Genomic DNA, 16610 nt, shown 5'->3' on the forward strand with positions numbered 1-16610 from the left:
ACGGGCAGTGCGGCAGGCATGGCACCGATCCTGTTCGACACGAAGATCATCGCGACAGGAGAGGAGGCTCTTCGCCTGTGCGAAGGGCAGCCCGTTGCACGCATCGATGCGCGCGGTGCGACCGTCATGCCGGGCCTGGTCGATGCGCATTGCCATATCAGCTTCGATGAGCCGTTCAGCAACGATGAACTGTTCTTCCATCGCCGCGAAGGTCTGGCCGCGATCATTGCCGCCTACAATGCGCGCAAGGTCCTGCGCGCGGGCGTCACGACCATGTTCGATGCGGACACGATTTTCGACGTTTCGCTCGATCTGCGCGATGCCATCGAGTGCGGCGTTACCGAAGGGCCGCGCATGCGCTGCGGCGGGAATGCCCTGTTCACCTCGGTTGGCGGCACCGCCGGGCTGCTCGTGCCCGATGAAGGCAGCATCGGCTACCTGAAGGTGACGCGGACGCGCGACGAGATTGTCACCGAAATCCGGCGGCAGGCCAAACGCGGGGCGGACTGGATCAAGATTCACGTCACCGGCTTGATCCCGCGGCAGCGGCAGGAGGGCGAGATCCAGGTCTGGACACTGGACGAACTGAAGCTGGCAGCCGACACCGCGCACGAAGTGGGCCTGCCCATTGTGGGCCATTGCCGCAACGCTGCCAGCACGCATGATGCCGCCATCGCCGGCTTCGACATGATCCTGCACGCAACCTACATGGACGATGCCGCGCTGCGGGCCGTATGCGATGCGCGCGTGCCGATCGTGCCCACGCTGACGTTTCAGGCCGTGCTGGCCGATCATGGCGCGCGGATCGGCGCCAGCCCCTACCTACAGGACCTGTTTGCGAGGGAGATCGAGGCAAGCAGCAGGCAGTTGCGCCATGCCTATGATGGCGGCGTGCCGATCGTCTGCGGCACCGAGAGCGGTTTCTCGATCACGCCCTATGGCGAATGGCACTGGCGCGAGTTGCAGATCCTCGTTGAAAACCTGGGCCTGACCCCGCTTCAGGCCCTGTCCTGCGCAACGCTCGAAGGCGCGCGCGCGCTCAAACTCGATGACTGCACCGGCAGCCTTGAGCCGGGCAAGGACGCCGACATCATCGTGGTCGAAGGCGACGTGGCATCCGATGTCACGCTGCTCGGGCGCGAAGGGGCCATTCGCCACGTCTTCCAGGGCGGCAGGTCGATCGATGTCGAAACCCCGCTTGCCCCCGCCGCGATCCGCCATCGTGGCGGGTTTCCAACTATTCGACCCGACCTGCGACCCGGCTGGCCGCCGGCCTGTGGAGCCCCAAGCAATGACCGAACATGTTATCTCCACATTCGAGGCCTGCTCGCGCACCTTGCGCCAGAACGACCTGCGCCAGGCGCTTTATGACGAAGCCGCGCTGATGATGGACCGCAGTCTCGTCAATCTCCATGGCACCGAGCATCGCGTGCGGCGCAATGTGGAGGCGACGGTGTTCCGCAAGAACATCTTCGTTGAATACGAGCGCAACGTGCTGCCGATTACGCTCGAGGAGACCCTGTCTCCCTTCCTGGCGGCAGGGCGCGGTGATCTGGTCGATATCGGCTATCGAATCATGATGAACCTGACGGTCGATTTCACCGGGATCGACCGCACTGAACGCTCGCCCGAGGAAACCGCCGAACTCCTACGCTTGCTCAAGGAGTTCAGCCTTGCGCCGGCGCTGGGCCAGTCTCCGCCAGAGGATCGCCCGGCCAAGCGCGCGCGGATCGAGGCTGCAATGGCGCAGTTCAACCAGCGGTTCCTCTATCCCTCGCTGGAGCGCAGGCGTGCCCTCAAGGCAAGAGTGGATGCCAGGGAACTGCCTGCCGATGCGCTCCCGCGCGATGTTCTCATGGCGCTGGTCTCGGGGGAAAGCACGCTGGGCATGACCGAGCACGAGTTTCTGCAGGAAGGCATCTTCTTCACCATGGCCGGTGCCCACACGACGATTCATTCGCTGACCCATGCCATTCACGAAATTCTGCAATGGATCGCAGCCCATCCTGAAGATGTCGCGCGCCTGCGCGACGATCCCTTCTTCGTGCAGCAATGCGTGTTCGAAAGCCTGAGGCTGCATCCATCGAGCCCGGTCGCCAAGCGCCGCACCACCTGCCCGTTCACACTGGCCAGTGGCGAAGAGGCGCAGGCAGGAGACACTATCGTCGTCAATCTGCGCTCGGCCAACCGGGAAACTGAAATCTTTGGCGTGGATGCGGACCAATTCAATCCGCACCGCGTCATCAATGGCTCGGCCTTTGCGCACGGCATCTCGATGGGGGTCGGCGCGCATGCCTGCCTTGGCCGCAACCTCGCGATCGGGGTCGAACCGAGACCGGGCACCGACCCGGACGACCACCAGTTCGGTACGGTGCCGCTGATCGTGCGCGCCTTGCTGCAAAGCGGCGTAAGGGCCGATCCGGATTCGCCTGCGGAACTCGACGGTGGCATCACCCGCATTTCGTGGGCGACCTACCCTGTCCTTTTCGACAAGACGCGGGCGATAATCTGATGGACGGTCACCGCATAACCGCGTTCCGGGAATGTGAGGCCGCACTGCGGAATCGCGATCTCAAGCAGGCCCTCTATGACGCCGGAAAGGTCGTCATGGATGAAGTGCTGCTGACCTTGCATGGCGAGGAGCACAACGCCCGGCGAACTGTCGAAGTGCGCGTTTTCCGGCGCAACTTCTTCAACTACTACGAAAAGGAGGTTTTCCCGCGCACTCTGGCGGAAACGATCGCGCCTTTCGTAGAGGCTGGCGGCGGCGACCTGCTCAAGCTTGGCTACCGCTTGACGGTAAACCTCACGTCCGACTTCGCCGGGATCGATCGTCCGGCGCGAACGGCGGAGGAAAGCGAGCATCTGATCGCGATCACCAAGAAGCTCAGCGAAGGCGCGACCATGGTGCACAGCACCCGCGATCACGCCGAACTGAACGCCGAAGTGCTGGCCGTGCTAGCCGATTTCCGCGAGAGCTATTTTCTGCCTTCGCTCGGACGGCGGCGCGCACTGCTGGAGGAGCGCAGGGCCGACAGGATCACCGACGCCGATCTGCCGCGCGACGTGCTGATGACGCTGGTGGCCGGGAATGACGAACTGAACCTTGGCGAAGAGCAATTGCTGCGCGAGATCGCCTTCTACATGCAGGCGGGCGCCCATTCGACCGCCAACTCGGTGGTCCACGCCCTGTGGGAAATCCTTGAATGGGCGCGCGATGACGCGGCACGCTGGGCCAGGCTGGAAGATCCGATTTTCGTGCAGCGCTGCGTGCATGAATCGCTGCGGCTTCATCCCGCCAGCCCGGAAGCATGGCGCACGGCCACCTGCCCCATGCATGTTCCCGGAGCAGGCGAGGTAGCGCAGCGTGAACGGATCGAACTGGACCTGTTCCTTGCCAATCGCGACCGGTCGATCTTCGGCGAAACCGCCGATCTGTTCGACCCGGACCGCGAATTGCCTGCAACCGTGCTGCGCTCTGGCCTGGCCTTCGGCATAGGCCTGCATACCTGCCTTGGCCGCGAACTGGATGGGGGGTGGTTGCCAAGCCTGGCTCCGATCCCGCGCAGGCGCAACTGGGCATCGTGGCGCTGATCGTGATCGAATTGCTGCGCCACGGCGCACGCACGATCGAAAGCGACCCGCCGGAGCGGGACACGGCCACGCTCAGACAGAACTGGGGCCGGTTTCCCGTTCGCTTTACCGTGAAAGGCACGAAATGAAGTTCGCACTGGTAACCGGCGGGGCGGCCGGAATCGGCGCAGCAATCGCCAATGCGCTGCTCGGCAAGGGGTACAGGGTTGCCGTGGCCGATGCCAATGCGCAGGCCGTGCACGATTTCGGTCCGTCTGCTGCTTCGCAGCATGTGACAGCCCATCATTGCGACGTGTCCGATGGCGATGCCGTCACATCACTGTTCGATGCGCTGGGAGCCGCGCCGGACCTCGTCGTCAACAATGCCGGCATCGTGCGCTTCGGCCCCTTGGCCGATATCGCGATCGCGGATTTCCGGCGCGTTGTCGAAGTCAACCTGATGGGCGTTTTTGCCGTGACCAGCGAAGCCGTGCGGCGCATGCTGCCGCGCGGTTCGGGCCATGTCGTATCGCTGACATCGATCAATGCCTATGGTCCCGGTCCCGGATCGGGTGCCTATCCGGCAACCAAGAGCGCGGTGCTGCAATTGATGCGACAGTTCGCGATGGAATATGGACCACAGGGCCTGCGGTTCAACAGCATCGCGCCGGGCTTCATCGACGGCGGCATGTCGACTCCGATCTATGCCGACCCGGCGGTGCGCGCAGTGCGCTCAGCCGGTGTGCCGCTGGGCCGTCTGGGGCTGCCGGAAGACATCGCCAATGCCGTCTGTTTTCTCGACAGTGCCGAAGGCGGCTATATCAACGGTCACGATCTGGTCGTGGATGGCGGCGTAACCCATGCCGTGCTGAAGAACCTGCCCCGCACCAATGGCTGACAGCGAAATTGTGGCAAACGGGGCCGAAGCAGGCGTCGGCCGGCTGCGGCTGGTCATCTACAGTGGCGGTTACAAGCATCCCTTCGTGGAATCGACAGCGGCCCTGCTGGCCATCGCGCGCCGGGTGGGGCTCGAAGTGGCAATCTGCGCCGATCTGTCAGAGGCCCTGGCAAAGTTGCGGCGGGGGCAGGATATTCTGGCCGTCAACGCGCTGCGCTGGTCGATGACCCAGGCTGATCGCTTCGCGGCAGACCGCCCCACGTGGGGCGGCGCGTTGAGCGACGACGAGTTCGCCGCAATCTCCGGCCATGTTGACGATGGCGGTGGGCTTCTGGCGATGCATACGGCCGTCATATGCTGGGACAACCAGCCCGGCTGGCGCACCTTGCTTGGCGGAGGCTGGACATGGGACCACTCGCACCACCCACCGCTGGGGAAATTTACGGTGAGAGTCGTCCTCGCCCTGGCCGCAGGACCTGACGCCGCTGGACCTGACGCCGCCGGGCCGGATATGGCGCAGTTCGATGTTATCGACGAGGCTTACCACAACCTCGATCCGGCCACAGACTGCGAGATCGTTGCGCTGGCCGAAGCCGGTCAGGAGCCTCAGCCCGTGATCTGGCGTCGGCGACAGGGAGCGGGCCGGATCGTGGTCGACGCGCTTGGGCATGATGCCCGTTCGCTGACCGCTCCGGGACATGTCACCATCCTCAAGGCGATGCTGGCCTGGCTGTCCGGGCAATGATCCCCGCCAGGCGGGCCGATCGCCGCAATTGCAGATCCAACGGGAGAGAAGCCATATGACACTCGCAGGAAAAAGCATTCTCGTCACCGGTGGAGGTTCGGGACTGGGGGCTGCCATGGCACGCCTGTTCACGCTTCGCGGTGCAAAGGTCACCGTGAGCGGTCGGCGGGCCAACAAGATCGCCGCGCTGTGTGACGAGATCGGCTGTGCGGGCGTGGTTGGCGATGTTGCCGATGCGGCAGACCGGGAGGCCATGATCGCAGGTGCGGTTGCACACGGCGGAGGGCTTGATGCGCTCGTGAACAATGCGGGCAACATGTATCGAACGGCGCTTGCGGAGATGGTCGAGCAACGGCTGACAGCCGTGTTCCAGACAAACGTCATCGGCGCGATGATGCTCTCGTCGCTGGCGATGCCGCATCTGGAGGCTAGCAAGGGATCAATCCTCTTTTTCGGCTCCAGCCATACCCGCCGCGCCTTTCCGGGTGCATCGCCCTATGCCGCGACCAAAGCCGCCGTGCAGGGTCTGACCCAGGTTCTTGCCGCCGAAGTGGGCAGCAAGGGAGTGCGGGTGAACTGCATCGTGCCAGGCAGCGTGCTGACCGAGATCAACGTGCGGGCGGGTCTGCTGACCGAGGAGGAAGCGGCCAGCCGCTATCGCGAACTGCCGGCGCTTCAGGCGCTCGACCGGCTGGGCGAAGGTGTCGATGTTGCCGAGGCAGCCGAGTATCTGCTGTGCGCCGGGTGGGTTACCGGCGCGATCCTCGACGTTGATGGCGGCCTCGGGCTCGGCGTTTCGAAAGGCTGACCCGGACTTCCGGCAAGGCTCAGGCGCGCAGCAGGCGCCTCGCGTTGTCGGCCAGCAACTGCTCCATGCCATGCGTATCGGCGTGCTGCGGCGCGTCCCAGCCGGCGAAATTGGTGCCATAGACCAGCCGATCGCGGCCAACCCGCTGAATCAGGAGATCGAGCGAGAGGTCATCGTGCATGTGCACATCATACCAGATGCGCTGGAGGGCTGCTTCGAAGCGGCCTTCGTCACGCAGGCTTTCCGGCACCCACTGGCGCTTGTGCGCAGCATGGCGCAGGCGCCCCCACACCAGCGCCAGTGCCCCGCCGCCGTGGCTGATGCAGATATCGAGCACGGGATGGCGATCGAGCACGCCGCCGAACAGGAGCGTGGCAAGCGCGGTCGTTTCCTGCATCGCAAACCCGACGGTGATGTCCAGTTCGAACCTGCCGAATGCCGCAGGGCCGGCCGGGCCATCGATCCCGGCAGAGGCCGGGTGGATGAACAGCGGCACGTCGAGGGCGACGACCGCCTCGTAGAACCGGTCCATCACCGGATCGCACAGGCTCTGCGGCATGTCCGTGCCGATGTAGGCGGCGCGAAAGCCCAGTTCGCTTACCGCGCGGCGCAACTCGGCAATCGCCGCATCGACATCCTGCATCGGCAGGGCCGCCGACGCGCCGAGACGGTCGGGATAGCGGGCAACCTGCGCTGCGAGTGCATCATTGTGCCTGCGGCAGAAGGCAATCGCTTCCGCTGCCGGAATGTAGTGGAAGTAGGTCAGCGGATTGGGCGAGAGCAACTGCCAGTCGATCCCGATGCGATCCATCGCCGCGACCCGCACATCCGGGTCCATGAAGGCGCTGCCGCGATAGCGCACGCCGCGCAACCTGTAGTCACCGATGCGGAACACCGGCACGCCATCCTCTTCGGTCAGTTCGGGACCGAAGTGACCGGCGCTGCCAAAGGTCTCCTCGATCACCGCGTGGGCGTGGATGTCGATCACGCGGGCGCTTGCAAGGCTCATTTCAGGCATATCCCTTCGCGACGCCGCCATCGACCGCGATCGCGGTTCCGGTCATGTAGCTTGCAACTTCCGAGCCAAGGAAAACAGCGAGACTGGCGATCTCTTCGGCTTCGGCGAACCGGCCTAGCGGGATATCGGCAAGGATTGCGGCCTCTGCCGCGCTGGGGCCATCAGCGTCGCCCGGCCCCAGCAGCTTCTCGACCCGTCCGGTGCGTGTCCACCCAGGGCAAACCGTGTTGACCAGCACATTGTCCGCAGCGACCTGCTGCGACAATGTCTTCGCCCAGCCCAGCACCGCCATGCGCAGGCTGTTCGACAGCGTGAGATTGGGGACCGGCTGCTTGACCCCGAACGACGATATGTTGACGATCCGCCCCCAGCGCCGCGCCCGCATCGCAGGGAGTACCGCGCGGGTCATCCGCACGGCGGACATCAGCGTGAGGTTGGTGGCCGCCTCCCACCGCGCATCGTCCAGCGTATCGAACAGCCCCGGCGGCGGGCCACCGGCATTGTTCACCAGCACATCGACCGGCCCGAACTGCGCCGCGACCGTATCGGCAAGCCCGGTGATCTGCGCGGGATCGGCAAGGTCTGCGACAAGCGCCAGGCAGCCGGGCATCTGCGCTGCCGCCAGGGCAAGCTGATCCGGATCGCGCGCGCAAATGGCCACGCGCGCGCCTTCGTGATGAAATCCGCGCGCCGTGGCAAGGCCTATCCCCTGGCTTCCCGCGCAGACCAGAACGGTCCTGTCCTTCAGCCCCAGATCCATGCTTCAATGCCCTTTCGGAGTGCCGAGAGCCGCCATCTGCGCGCGATAGCTGGCCAGATCGAAGTAATCGCGCCATTCGCAGATCAGATTGTCGCGCACGCGGAACACACCCATAAGCGGCAGTTCAACCCGTGCGCCGCCGATGGTCATGCGGTCAATCCGCTCTGTCAGCACATGATCGCCGTTCGCTGCAGCATGGCGCACTTCCCAAGCGGAATCGGTCAAGGGCCCGACGCCGCGCAGATAGCGTTCGACTGCGGCCAGGCCGGACAGTGGCTCCATCGGAATGTTGTGATAGGTGATATCGGGCGCAAGGTGCGCAATCACCCGATCAAGATCCGGGCCGGTCCAGGCGCTGCAGAACGACAGGACGCATTCAAGCGGAGACATGTCCGTGTCGTCAGCCAAGTCGACTTCTCCCCTTCTCTTCTGGCCGCTTCCCTTGACACGGCGCACCGCAGTTGTGAAGTATCGAAATTAATATATTTCTGGACGCATTTCCTCCCTTGGCGCCGACGCCCTGCCATAGAGATCGTGCAATGCAGGTGATGACAGATCATGAAAGCCTGGCCTCCATTCTGCTGCAGGCGCAGCGGGAAGGCCGTGCCGTTCCGCAGGACGTGTTCGGCAAAGACCTGGACATTGCCGACGCGCTGGCCATCCAGCGAGAACTGCATGCACAGGCGATTACTGCGGGCCGGATGCCATGCGGCCACAAGATCGGCCTGACATCTCCCGGCGCCATGCGCCTGTTCGGCGCGCAGGAGCCAATGATCGGGACGATCTTTGCCGATACCGTACTTCCCCCGGAGCTGCCGTGGCAACGGGCACGTTCATCGCCCCCCGGATCGAGGGTGAGATCCTGCTGGAAATCGGCCATGCACCGGAATGGAATGCCAGTGACGATATCCTTCTGGCCGCGCTAACCAGCATTCGTCCGGCCTTCGAAATCGCTGATTCCCGCATAGTGGGATGGCCAGGGAACGTGACGCACGCCACTGCCGACAACGCCTGCTGCGCGCGCGTCATGCCGGGGGCCGACCGGGTGCAGGCAACGCAAGTCGATCTGGTCGATGCGCGCAGCGAGTTGCTGGAAGATGGACAACTGGTTGCAGCCGGATCGCCGCGCGATTGCCTGGGTTCGATCCTGAATGCGTGGCGCTGGCTGCTGCGCCGATCCGGCGAACTGGGCATCGCGCTGCAGCCGGGCGATATCGTCCTGTGCGGCGCGATGGGGCCTGCCGTTCCCCTGAAGCCGGGGCGGCGATATGAACTGCTGGTGGAGGGCCTTGGCACCGTCAGCCTGCAGGCGGAATGATGATGCCGGGCGCCGGTGACTCGCTACCCGGCCAGGACCTTGATCCCGGCCTGCGATCTAAGCCCGCCCTTGCTCCCGGGAACGCGCTACCCTACGCTACCCTGCTTAGCCCGGCCCGGCACTGCCCGCGCCGGAAGGCGATGCGAAAGTTGAAGATTGTATGCCAAACCGCAAGAAGGACCCGGAGCCGAGACGCAATCGCGATCCCTTGCCGCCGCTGGCCGATCGCATTTCGTTTCTGGTCCATCGGATCGGTGCGCACATGGCCCGCATTTCCAATCCGTGGTTTCAGGAAGCCGGACTCGATCTGGTCACCTCGCGGATGATCGTACTGCTGGCCGAACGGGGGGAACTGACGGCCGGAGAGATCGTCAAAGTCATGGCTCTTCCTCAATCGACCATTTCCCACCAGTTGAAACGCCTCGAAGGCCTTGGTTATCTGAAGCGTGAAGTCGGCAGCGAGGATTCCCGGATCGTCATCGCCCGCTTGACGGCGGAAGGCGTGGAGGTGGCAGGACGTGCCAACGAACTCAGCCGTGACGTGGTGGACGAACTGGTTTCGGCAATCGGGCAAAAGGAGTTGGCGGCTGTCCGGGCGGCGCTCAAGCGGGCGGACGCAGCGCTTGAGGCGATGTATGATTCACGCCTTGCCGCATCCAGTTCAAGGCGCAGGAACAGGAAGGTCGGTATGCAGGCTCCCTCCCCTAGCCCGCCAGCAGAACCGCGGGCCGTTCAAGCAGAAGCTTGATTTTCTGGACGAAGCTGGCCGCGTCATGGCCGTCTACGACCCGGTGATCGCAACTGATCGAGAAATTCATCAGCTTGCGCTCGGCGATCTGTCGCTGACCGAGCGCATCGGTAACAAAGGCAGGCCGTTCGACAATGCGGTTCGGACAGATGATCGCCACTTCGGGCCGGTTGATCACCGGCGTTGCTGCGATCCCGCCCAGCGTTCCGAGCGAGGTCAGCGTCAGTGTCGAACCGCTGAGCTGGCCTGATGCAAGCGATCCTGACCGTGCGCCTTCGGCCAGCGTGACGATGGCGGCGGCCAGTTGCCAAAGATTGCGGTCCTGGGCATCGCGAAGCACCGGAACCATCAGCCCGCCGGATGTCTGCACAGCGATGCCCATATGGACCGCGCCGAAGCGGGTAACCACGCCTGCCTCATCATCGAAGCGGGCATTGATCATCGGAAAATCCGGGATGGCCCGGCATGCCGCGATGATCAGGAAAGGCAGCATCGTCAGCTTGGCACGCGCTCCCCGTTCGCCGTTGAGCGCAGCGCGCATGGCCTCAAGCTCGGTGACATCGATCTCTTCCACATAGGTGAAGTGCGGGATCGCGCGCTTGGATGCGGCCATGTTTTCCGCGATCCGCCGCCGCAGACCGACGACACGGACAGCGTCGTCGGCGCGCGCGACACCCGCCGGGCGATATCCTTCGCCGCCGCGATAGGCGAGGAAGGTGTCAAGATCGCCATGGCGGATCCGACCGTCGGCGGTTGGCAGCAGACAGGCAAGGTCGATGCCGAGATCCTGCGCGCGCTGGCGCACCGCCGGGCTGGCAAGCGTGCGCGGCCCCGTTGTCACTGGCGCCAAGGATGCCGGGGCCGAGGTTGCCGGTGTGGCTGCGATGGCGGGCGTGGCAGGCTGGACCGGCTCAGGCGCGGCCGGAGGTGGCGGGGGCGGCGCAACTGATGGCGGCGTTGAGGCAGGGGCTGCCGCGCCATGTTCCGGCGCGACATCCTCTTCGGTGACGATGACCGCCAGCACGCTGCCGATCGCGATGACATCGCCAACCTCTCCGCCCAGCGCCTTGACCCGTCCGCTGACCGGGCTTTCCATCTCGACAGTGGCCTTGTCGGTCATCACATCGGCAAGGCGTTGGTCGGCAACGATACTGTCGCCCACGGCAACGTGCCAGCCGACGATCTCCGCCTCGGCGATGCCTTCGCCGATATCGGGAAGGTGGAACGTGAAATCGGCCATGATCAGTCCCTTGCGAGCAGGCGCGTGATGGCGGTGCCAACCCGTTGCGGGCTGGGGAAATAGTCCCATTCGAAGGCGTGGGGGTAAGGCGTATCCCAGCCGCACACGCGCATCACCGGCCTTTCCAGCGAATAGAAGCAGCGCTCCTGGACGAGCGCGGCCAGTTCCGCGCCGAAGCCGGAGAAGCGGGATGCCTCGTGCACGATCAGGCACCGGCCCGTCCGCTCGACCGAGGCGGAGATGCTGTCGATATCGAGCGGAACGATCGAGCGCAGATCGATCACTTCACCATCGCAGCCGCTGGCTTCGACGGCTGCGAGCGCGACATGGACCATCGTGCCATAGGCGAGGATTGTGAGATCCCCACCCGGGCGCACGACATCGGCCTTGCCCAGAGGCACCGTGTAATAGCCGCTCGGAACTTCGGCACGGGTGTGTCCGGCCCAGGTCTTGAGCGGGCCATCGCCATGACCATCGAACGGCCCGTTGTAGAGCCGCTTGGGTTCGAGGAAGATCACCGGATCGTCGTCCTCGACAGCCGCGATCAGCAGGCCCTTGGCATCGTGCGGATTGGAAGGGATCACGGTCTTGAGGCCGGTGATGTGCGCAAAGATCGCCTCGGGGCTCTGGCTGTGGGTCTGCCCGCCGAAGATGCCGCCGCCATAAGGCGAGCGGACCGTGATCGCCGCCTCGAATTCCCCCCCGATCGGTAGCGCAGCCGCGCCGCTTCGGAGACCAACTGGTCGTAGGCGGGCAGGATGTAGTCTGCGAACTGGATCTCGGGCACGGGGCGCAGGCCATAGGCCGCCATGCCGATGGCGGTGGCCACGATGCCGCCTTCGGCGATGGGCGTATCGAAGCAGCGGTGCCTGCCATGGCGCGCCTGAAGCCCGTCGGTAACGCGAAACACGCCGCCGAAGAAGCCGACATCCTCTCCGAATACCAGCACGCGCGGATCGCGGGCCATCATCACGTCCATGGCGTCGTTCAGCGCCTGGATCATCGACATGCTGGAGGTTGCCGCAGGCCGATCAGTCATGCTCTTCGAGCCCCAGTTCGCGCATCTGTTCGGTCAGGCGCCAGTCCGGCTCCTTGAACACGCCGAGGAACATTTCGCGCAGCGGGGGCTTGGACTTGCCCAGCGTGCCGACCTTTTCCGCCACGGCGACGGCCGCCGCCACGCGCGCGGCCAGTTCGGCCTTCAGAGTTTCCTCGCGCGCTTCGTCCCATTCTCCGATTGCGGTCAAATGGCCTGACAGCCGCTCCACCGGGTCGCCCAGGGGCCAGTGGGCGGCCTCGCTGGCAGGGCGATAGCGCGTTGGGTCATCGCTGGTCGAATGGCCCGCCGCCCGATAGGTGAAGAATTCGATCAGCGTGGCACCCAGCCCCGCCCGTGCGCGCCTGGCGGCCCAGTCGATCACGGACCAGACGGCCAGGAAATCGTTGCCGTCCACCCTCAGTCCCGGCAGGCCATAGCCGATGGCCTTGGCGGCAAAGCTCTGGGCGGTGCCGTTGGCGATGCCCGAGAACGAGGAAATCGCCCACTGGTTGTTGGTCACGCAGAGGATGGCAGGCGCGCGGTAGACGCTGGCGAATGTCAGTGCCTCGTGAAAATCGCCCTCGGCGGTGGTGCCTTCGCCGATATAGCCGAGCGCGATCTGGTCGCGCCCGCTGTAGGCGGCGGCCATGGCCCAGCCCACCGCATGGCCGAACCGGCTGCCGACATTGCCGGAGAGCGAATAGAAGCCATAGTCGCGCGCCGAATAGAGGATCGGCAACTGGCGACCCCGCAAGGGATCTTCTGCATTGGAGAAGATCTGATTGACCATTCGCTCCAGCGGATAGCCCCGCGCATGAAGCCAGCCTGCCACGCGATAGGTCGGGAAGGCCATGTCGTCGCGGCGCAAGGCCAGCGATGGGGCGACGGCGCAGGCCTCCTCGCCGGTGGACTTCATGTAGAAGCTGGTCTTGCCCTGACGGTGAAGCCGGAAAAGGCGATCGTCGAACGCGCGGGTAAGCAGCATGGCTTCCAGACCGGCGCGCAGAACGTCCGGATCAAGCCGGGGATTCCAGCCGCCCCTGGCATGGTCATCATCATCCAGCACCCGGATCAGATCGAACGCGAGGTGGCGCAGTTCATGCTCGTCCGCGTCATGGGGCGGGCAGTCCACGCTTCCTGCCGGCTGCACCACGATGTGGGAGAAATCGGGTTCGTCGCCCGGACGGGCACCGGGTTCCGGTACATGAAGGCCGATACCTGACATCCTGCTTCCTCAGCGCCATCACCAGCATCGGCAGAGCGGCTCTGCCTTCAGCGTGGTTCGGTATTGGACCAAGGGTATGCTTCCGAAGCGGGAATGTCCTTCCAAAGCTCGTGCTACCAGGCTCCAATTTTGAATGATCATTCTATTGAAATAAATTACATTAGAAGATTATTCTCAATTTCAGCCTTCAGGGGACGAATCACATGGATCAGATTGACCGGAAGATCCTAGCCGAACTGCAGGCGGACCCCGAACTTGCCATTCACGCATTGGCCGAACGGGTCGGCCTCTCGCAGACACCGTGCTGGCGGCGGCTGCGCAAGCTGGAGGCGGAAGGCATAATTCTGGGGCGGGTACTGTTGCTCGATCCCGCCAGGCTCGGTTATCCGATCAGCGTCTATGTCGAGTTGAAGCTCAATCGCCACGATGACGAAACGCTCGGGCAGTTCGAGGACCTTGTCAGCCGCCACCCCCAGATCGTGGAATGTTTCGCGATGAGCGGGCAGAGCGATTTCATCATGCGCATTCTTGCGCGGTCGGTTTCAGACTACGAACAGTTTGCCCGCACGACCCTCCTGCGCTTTCCAGCCGTTTCCGCGATCAATTCCAGCTTTGCACTCAAGACGATCAAACTCGACCGGGGCGTTCCGATGGATTGACGCGTCCCATGCCTCCCGGCCCTACCTCACTCCAAAAAATCAATATCGATATATATAGATTGATTTCGATATAATCTGGAACTACACTCCAGCGGGATTGATCGTTCGCCAACGCAAGGCTGAACGGCAAACGGGAGAGGGCAAATGTTCGAACCAAATGCGAAAATGCGTCTGCGATCCGCGTTGATCGTGGCAATGCTGGGGACCTGCAGCGTGCCCGCCCTGGCGCAATCCCAGGCAGACCCACAGGCGCAAACGGACCAGGATGCGCTTTCATCGATCGTGGTCTATGCCCAGAAGAAGGCCCGTGGCGAGGAACTGCAGAAAGTTCCGCTTGCGGTAACTGCCGTGGATGGTGCTGCGATCGAGCGCAGCCACATGGTCGATATCCGCGATCTGGGCCGGCTCGTTCCCAATGCGCAGCTCGATGGCGTCGGCACCTTTCCCGGCTTCGCCAACTTCTTCATGCGCGGTGTCGGCGTCAGCACCTCCGTCCGCTCGCTCGATCCTGCCGTGAACATCGTGCAGGATGGCATGGTCATCGGTTACCAGGCCGGCGCAATTCTGGACGCGTTCGACATGGAGGGCGCGGAAGTTCTGCGCGGGCCACAGGGCGTGCTGTTCGGCAGAAACGCTTCGGGCGGTGTGGTATCGGTTCGCAGCCGTCGGCCGGACGGATCGGATGATGCCTCCGTCAAGGTGACTCTCGGCAACGCTTCGACGGTAGAAATTCGCGCGACTGGCCAGACGAGCCTCGTTCAGGACAAGCTGTTTGCCCGCGTTGCGGTCTTCACGCGCAATAACGACGGCTTCTTCATCAATCGCAATTCCGGCACTTTCGTGACTGTCCCCGCCAATGCCAATCCGACCGGCGCCGCTGCCGCCATGCATCGCGAAGGCCGTGTGCAGGGTGCCAACGATCAGGTCGTCAAGGGAACGCTCGTCTTCAAGCCTGCCCAAAGCACAACCCTGACGCTGCTCGGCCAGTATCTGCACATGAACGATGGCGGGGGTGCGACAAGATCCTATCTGCTGCCGAACACCGCGCTGCGCCAGCATCAGACAGTCTGGGGCTGGACACCTGACAATGGCAAGTGGTCGGTCAATCTCGGTGATCCGGGCTACACGAAGATCGACGGGTATCACCTGATTGCCGAGCTGTCGCAGGACATCGGCACCGGGACGCTGACGGCCATCGGGGCCTATCGCAAGATCGATTACGATGCGACGCTCAATGTCAGCGGCGATCCGTTCAATGTCGTGCTGTTCCCCGACAACGAGGAGAGCGCACGGCAGAAGAGCCTTGAGCTGCGCTACAACATCAGCCTGAACGACACGATCGATCTGCTGGTCGGCGGCTTTCTGTTCGATCTCGATACCAGCGTGTTCGAAAAGCGCATCACCCGCCTCGCGACGGGTTCCAACCGCTACACGATCAATCGCTGGCAGCAGTCTGCGCAGTCCTATGCGGCCTTCGGGAACATCGACTGGCGCCCTCTGGGCGGACTGACGCTTTCGGCTGGCGTACGCTACAGTTTCGACCGCAAGAAAATGCACATCGTTCCGCTGAGCAACTGCCCCGGACAGTCGTTCGCGTCGTGCAGTTTCAATTACCTCGATGGCCAGCGCAGTTGGGATGACGTGTCCCCCCGCTTCATTGCAAATTATGAAGTGGCCTCTGATGTCATGGTCTATGCAAGCTATTCGAAGGGCTATCGCGCCGGCAACTTCAATGCCCGTGCGCCCTCTGCGGTGGGTGCGGTCACCCCGGTGGATCCCGAAACCGTGGGCTCATTCGAAACCGGCCTGAAATCGCAGTTCCTGAATCGGCGGGTGCGGCTGAACGTCGGCTATTTCCGCCAGAAGTATGACGATATCCAGCGGCTCACGCAGATTGCCCTGCCCGGAGATTCGCCGCTTCAGCAGCTCGTCAACGCGGCCAAGGCGACCATTCAGGGGGTCGAGGTGGAAGCTTCGGTCGTGCCGGTACGCGGCCTGCGCTTCGATGGAACGCTGGGCTACATCGACGCAAAGTACGATCGCTTCGACAATCTGACCGGCCTTGCGGCAGGACAGGCGGCAACGGACCTCAAGTTTGACCGGGTGCCGAAGTGGACCTACTCGATCGGCGGCAGTTACGATCGTGATCTTGGCGAAAATGCCAAGCTCAGGCTGCACGCGGGATATACCTGGCGCAGCCACGTATTCACCGACCTGCTCAACACCAAGTCGCTCGAACAGAAGGCCTATGGCCTGCTCGATGCCGGCGCGAGCATTGACCTCGGGCGCTGGTCTATCGGCGTGTTCGGTCGCAACATCGCAAATGTCGAATATGCCGAAATCAAGTCAGCCGGCGTCGGCTACAATGCTTTCGGCGGTTCTCCGCGGTACTACGGGATGGAACTTGGCTGGCATTTCTGAATGCCGGCTTGATCTGAATGCATTGCGGACATTGTGTTGGAATCTGGTCCGAAACTGTCCGGCCGGGCAGCTTCGGACCGGACTTCCGGACCGCAGATGGTCCTGCTGTGAAGCTGCACCGGCCCGTTGGGCCGTGAGGCCCATTGCGCAGCTTTTGC

General features: G+C 63.6%; 17 protein-coding genes and 1 pseudogene. 12 read left to right on the plus strand and 6 right to left on the minus strand.

The features are described from left to right. Positions 1 to 18: 18 nt before the first annotated feature. From C7W88_RS18050 to C7W88_RS18075, 7 genes are read left to right on the plus strand one after another with little or no spacing between them, the layout of a single operon-like run. A complete protein-coding gene (locus tag C7W88_RS18050) occupies positions 19 to 1371 on the plus strand; it encodes an amidohydrolase family protein (RefSeq protein WP_118074975.1) in 1353 nt (450 codons plus the stop codon). Next, positions 1292 to 2512, plus strand: coding sequence for a cytochrome P450 (locus C7W88_RS18055; protein ID WP_162896227.1), 1221 nt, complete (start codon positions 1292 to 1294; stop codon positions 2510 to 2512). The genes C7W88_RS18050 and C7W88_RS18055 overlap by 80 nt, the downstream gene beginning before the upstream one ends. Next, entirely contained in the window at positions 2512 to 3594 is a 1083-nt protein-coding gene (locus tag C7W88_RS18060) for a cytochrome P450 (protein WP_118074977.1), read from the plus strand. The genes C7W88_RS18055 and C7W88_RS18060 overlap by 1 nt, the downstream gene beginning before the upstream one ends. Further along, entirely contained in the window at positions 3585 to 3722 is a 138-nt protein-coding gene (locus C7W88_RS22970; protein WP_162896228.1) for a hypothetical protein, read from the plus strand. The genes C7W88_RS18060 and C7W88_RS22970 overlap by 10 nt, the downstream gene beginning before the upstream one ends. Beyond that, positions 3719 to 4471 (plus strand): SDR family NAD(P)-dependent oxidoreductase, encoded by a 753-nt coding sequence (locus C7W88_RS18065; protein ID WP_118074978.1) that lies wholly within the window; start codon positions 3719 to 3721, stop codon positions 4469 to 4471. The genes C7W88_RS22970 and C7W88_RS18065 overlap by 4 nt, the downstream gene beginning before the upstream one ends. Further along, positions 4464 to 5216 carry a ThuA domain-containing protein gene (locus tag C7W88_RS18070; RefSeq protein WP_118074979.1) on the plus strand — a complete coding sequence of 251 codons (753 nt, stop codon included), beginning with the start codon at positions 4464 to 4466 and terminating at the stop codon, positions 5214 to 5216. Before C7W88_RS18065 ends, C7W88_RS18070 begins: the two co-directional genes overlap by 8 nt. Before the next feature lie 55 nt (positions 5217 to 5271). Beyond that, positions 5272 to 6024: an SDR family NAD(P)-dependent oxidoreductase gene (locus tag C7W88_RS18075; RefSeq protein WP_118074980.1), complete on the plus strand. Its 753-nt coding sequence runs from the start codon at positions 5272 to 5274 to the stop codon at positions 6022 to 6024. A 19-nt stretch (positions 6025 to 6043) separates the two neighbouring features. Here C7W88_RS18075 and C7W88_RS18080 read toward each other — a convergent pair whose 3' ends face one another. The 3 genes from C7W88_RS18080 to C7W88_RS18090 are packed head-to-tail and all read right to left on the minus strand — an operon-like array spanning position 6044 to position 8210. After that, positions 6044 to 7033 (minus strand): amidohydrolase family protein, encoded by a 990-nt coding sequence (locus C7W88_RS18080; RefSeq protein WP_118074981.1) that lies wholly within the window; start codon positions 7031 to 7033, stop codon positions 6044 to 6046. 1 nt (position 7034) lies between these two features. Next, on the minus strand, positions 7035 to 7802 hold the full coding sequence (locus tag C7W88_RS18085) for an SDR family oxidoreductase (protein WP_118074982.1): 768 nt from the start codon (positions 7800 to 7802) through the stop codon (positions 7035 to 7037). A gap of 3 nt (positions 7803 to 7805) precedes the next feature. After that, positions 7806 to 8210 carry a limonene-1,2-epoxide hydrolase family protein gene (locus C7W88_RS18090; RefSeq protein WP_158454025.1) on the minus strand — a complete coding sequence of 135 codons (405 nt, stop codon included), beginning with the start codon at positions 8208 to 8210 and terminating at the stop codon, positions 7806 to 7808. A gap of 98 nt (positions 8211 to 8308) precedes the next feature. On the opposite strand from C7W88_RS18090, the gene C7W88_RS18095 reads away from it, so the two are divergent. The 3 genes from C7W88_RS18095 (at position 8309) to C7W88_RS18105 (ending at position 9868) form a co-directional block, all read left to right on the plus strand. Next, positions 8309 to 8728: a hypothetical protein gene (locus C7W88_RS18095; protein ID WP_162896229.1), complete on the plus strand. Its 420-nt coding sequence runs from the start codon at positions 8309 to 8311 to the stop codon at positions 8726 to 8728. Positions 8729 to 8787: 59 nt separating this feature from the next. Continuing rightward, positions 8788 to 9120, plus strand: a complete 333-nt coding sequence (locus C7W88_RS18100; protein ID WP_118074985.1) for a hypothetical protein — start codon at positions 8788 to 8790, stop codon at positions 9118 to 9120. Between the two features lie 262 nt (positions 9121 to 9382). Beyond that, positions 9383 to 9868 (plus strand): MarR family winged helix-turn-helix transcriptional regulator, encoded by a 486-nt coding sequence (locus C7W88_RS18105; protein WP_162896230.1) that lies wholly within the window; start codon positions 9383 to 9385, stop codon positions 9866 to 9868. Here the strand turns inward: C7W88_RS18105 and C7W88_RS18110 are convergent. The 3 genes and pseudogenes from C7W88_RS18110 to C7W88_RS18120 form a co-directional block, all read right to left on the minus strand. Next, on the minus strand, positions 9825 to 11108 hold the full coding sequence (locus C7W88_RS18110) for a dihydrolipoamide acetyltransferase family protein (protein ID WP_118074987.1): 1284 nt from the start codon (positions 11106 to 11108) through the stop codon (positions 9825 to 9827). The genes C7W88_RS18105 and C7W88_RS18110 overlap by 44 nt on opposite strands. Before the next feature lie 2 nt (positions 11109 to 11110). After that, positions 11111 to 12117 (minus strand): annotated as a pseudogene (locus tag C7W88_RS18115) (alpha-ketoacid dehydrogenase subunit beta). 22 nt (positions 12118 to 12139) lie between these two features. Beyond that, positions 12140 to 13372 (minus strand): thiamine pyrophosphate-dependent enzyme, encoded by a 1233-nt coding sequence (locus C7W88_RS18120; protein ID WP_118074988.1) that lies wholly within the window; start codon positions 13370 to 13372, stop codon positions 12140 to 12142. Positions 13373 to 13575: 203 nt separating this feature from the next. Between C7W88_RS18120 and C7W88_RS18125 the strand changes: the two genes are divergently transcribed. Both C7W88_RS18125 and C7W88_RS18130 read left to right on the plus strand, forming a co-directional pair. Further along, a complete protein-coding gene (locus C7W88_RS18125; RefSeq protein ID WP_118074989.1) occupies positions 13576 to 14031 on the plus strand; it encodes an Lrp/AsnC family transcriptional regulator in 456 nt (151 codons plus the stop codon). Between the two features lie 165 nt (positions 14032 to 14196). Continuing rightward, positions 14197 to 16452 (plus strand): TonB-dependent receptor, encoded by a 2256-nt coding sequence (locus C7W88_RS18130; protein ID WP_162896231.1) that lies wholly within the window; start codon positions 14197 to 14199, stop codon positions 16450 to 16452. The last annotated feature ends 158 nt before the right edge of the window (positions 16453 to 16610 follow it).

Source organism: Novosphingobium sp. THN1, assembly GCF_003454795.1.
GTDB lineage: Bacteria > Pseudomonadota > Alphaproteobacteria > Sphingomonadales > Sphingomonadaceae > Novosphingobium.

What these genes read in the sequence shown, in the direction of transcription:
- C7W88_RS18120 (WP_118074988.1), bottom strand. Translation starts at nt 13,372, where the DNA reads ATGTCAGGTATCGGCCTTCATGTACCGGAACCCGGTGCCCGTCCGGGC.
- C7W88_RS18085 (WP_118074982.1), bottom strand. Translation starts at nt 7,802, where the DNA reads ATGGATCTGGGGCTGAAGGACAGGACCGTTCTGGTCTGCGCGGGAAGC.
- C7W88_RS18065 (WP_118074978.1), top strand. Translation starts at nt 3,719, where the DNA reads ATGAAGTTCGCACTGGTAACCGGCGGGGCGGCCGGAATCGGCGCAGCA.
- C7W88_RS18075 (WP_118074980.1), top strand. Translation starts at nt 5,272, where the DNA reads ATGACACTCGCAGGAAAAAGCATTCTCGTCACCGGTGGAGGTTCGGGA.
- C7W88_RS18125 (WP_118074989.1), top strand. Translation starts at nt 13,576, where the DNA reads ATGGATCAGATTGACCGGAAGATCCTAGCCGAACTGCAGGCGGACCCC.
- C7W88_RS18130 (WP_162896231.1), top strand. Translation starts at nt 14,197, where the DNA reads ATGCGTCTGCGATCCGCGTTGATCGTGGCAATGCTGGGGACCTGCAGC.
- C7W88_RS18060 (WP_118074977.1), top strand. Translation starts at nt 2,512, where the DNA reads ATGGACGGTCACCGCATAACCGCGTTCCGGGAATGTGAGGCCGCACTG.
- C7W88_RS18110 (WP_118074987.1), bottom strand. Translation starts at nt 11,108, where the DNA reads ATGGCCGATTTCACGTTCCACCTTCCCGATATCGGCGAAGGCATCGCC.
- C7W88_RS18055 (WP_162896227.1), top strand. Translation starts at nt 1,292, where the DNA reads ATGACCGAACATGTTATCTCCACATTCGAGGCCTGCTCGCGCACCTTG.
- C7W88_RS18070 (WP_118074979.1), top strand. Translation starts at nt 4,464, where the DNA reads ATGGCTGACAGCGAAATTGTGGCAAACGGGGCCGAAGCAGGCGTCGGC.
- C7W88_RS18080 (WP_118074981.1), bottom strand. Translation starts at nt 7,033, where the DNA reads ATGAGCCTTGCAAGCGCCCGCGTGATCGACATCCACGCCCACGCGGTG.
- C7W88_RS18050 (WP_118074975.1), top strand. Translation starts at nt 19, where the DNA reads ATGGCACCGATCCTGTTCGACACGAAGATCATCGCGACAGGAGAGGAG.
- C7W88_RS18105 (WP_162896230.1), top strand. Translation starts at nt 9,383, where the DNA reads ATGGCCCGCATTTCCAATCCGTGGTTTCAGGAAGCCGGACTCGATCTG.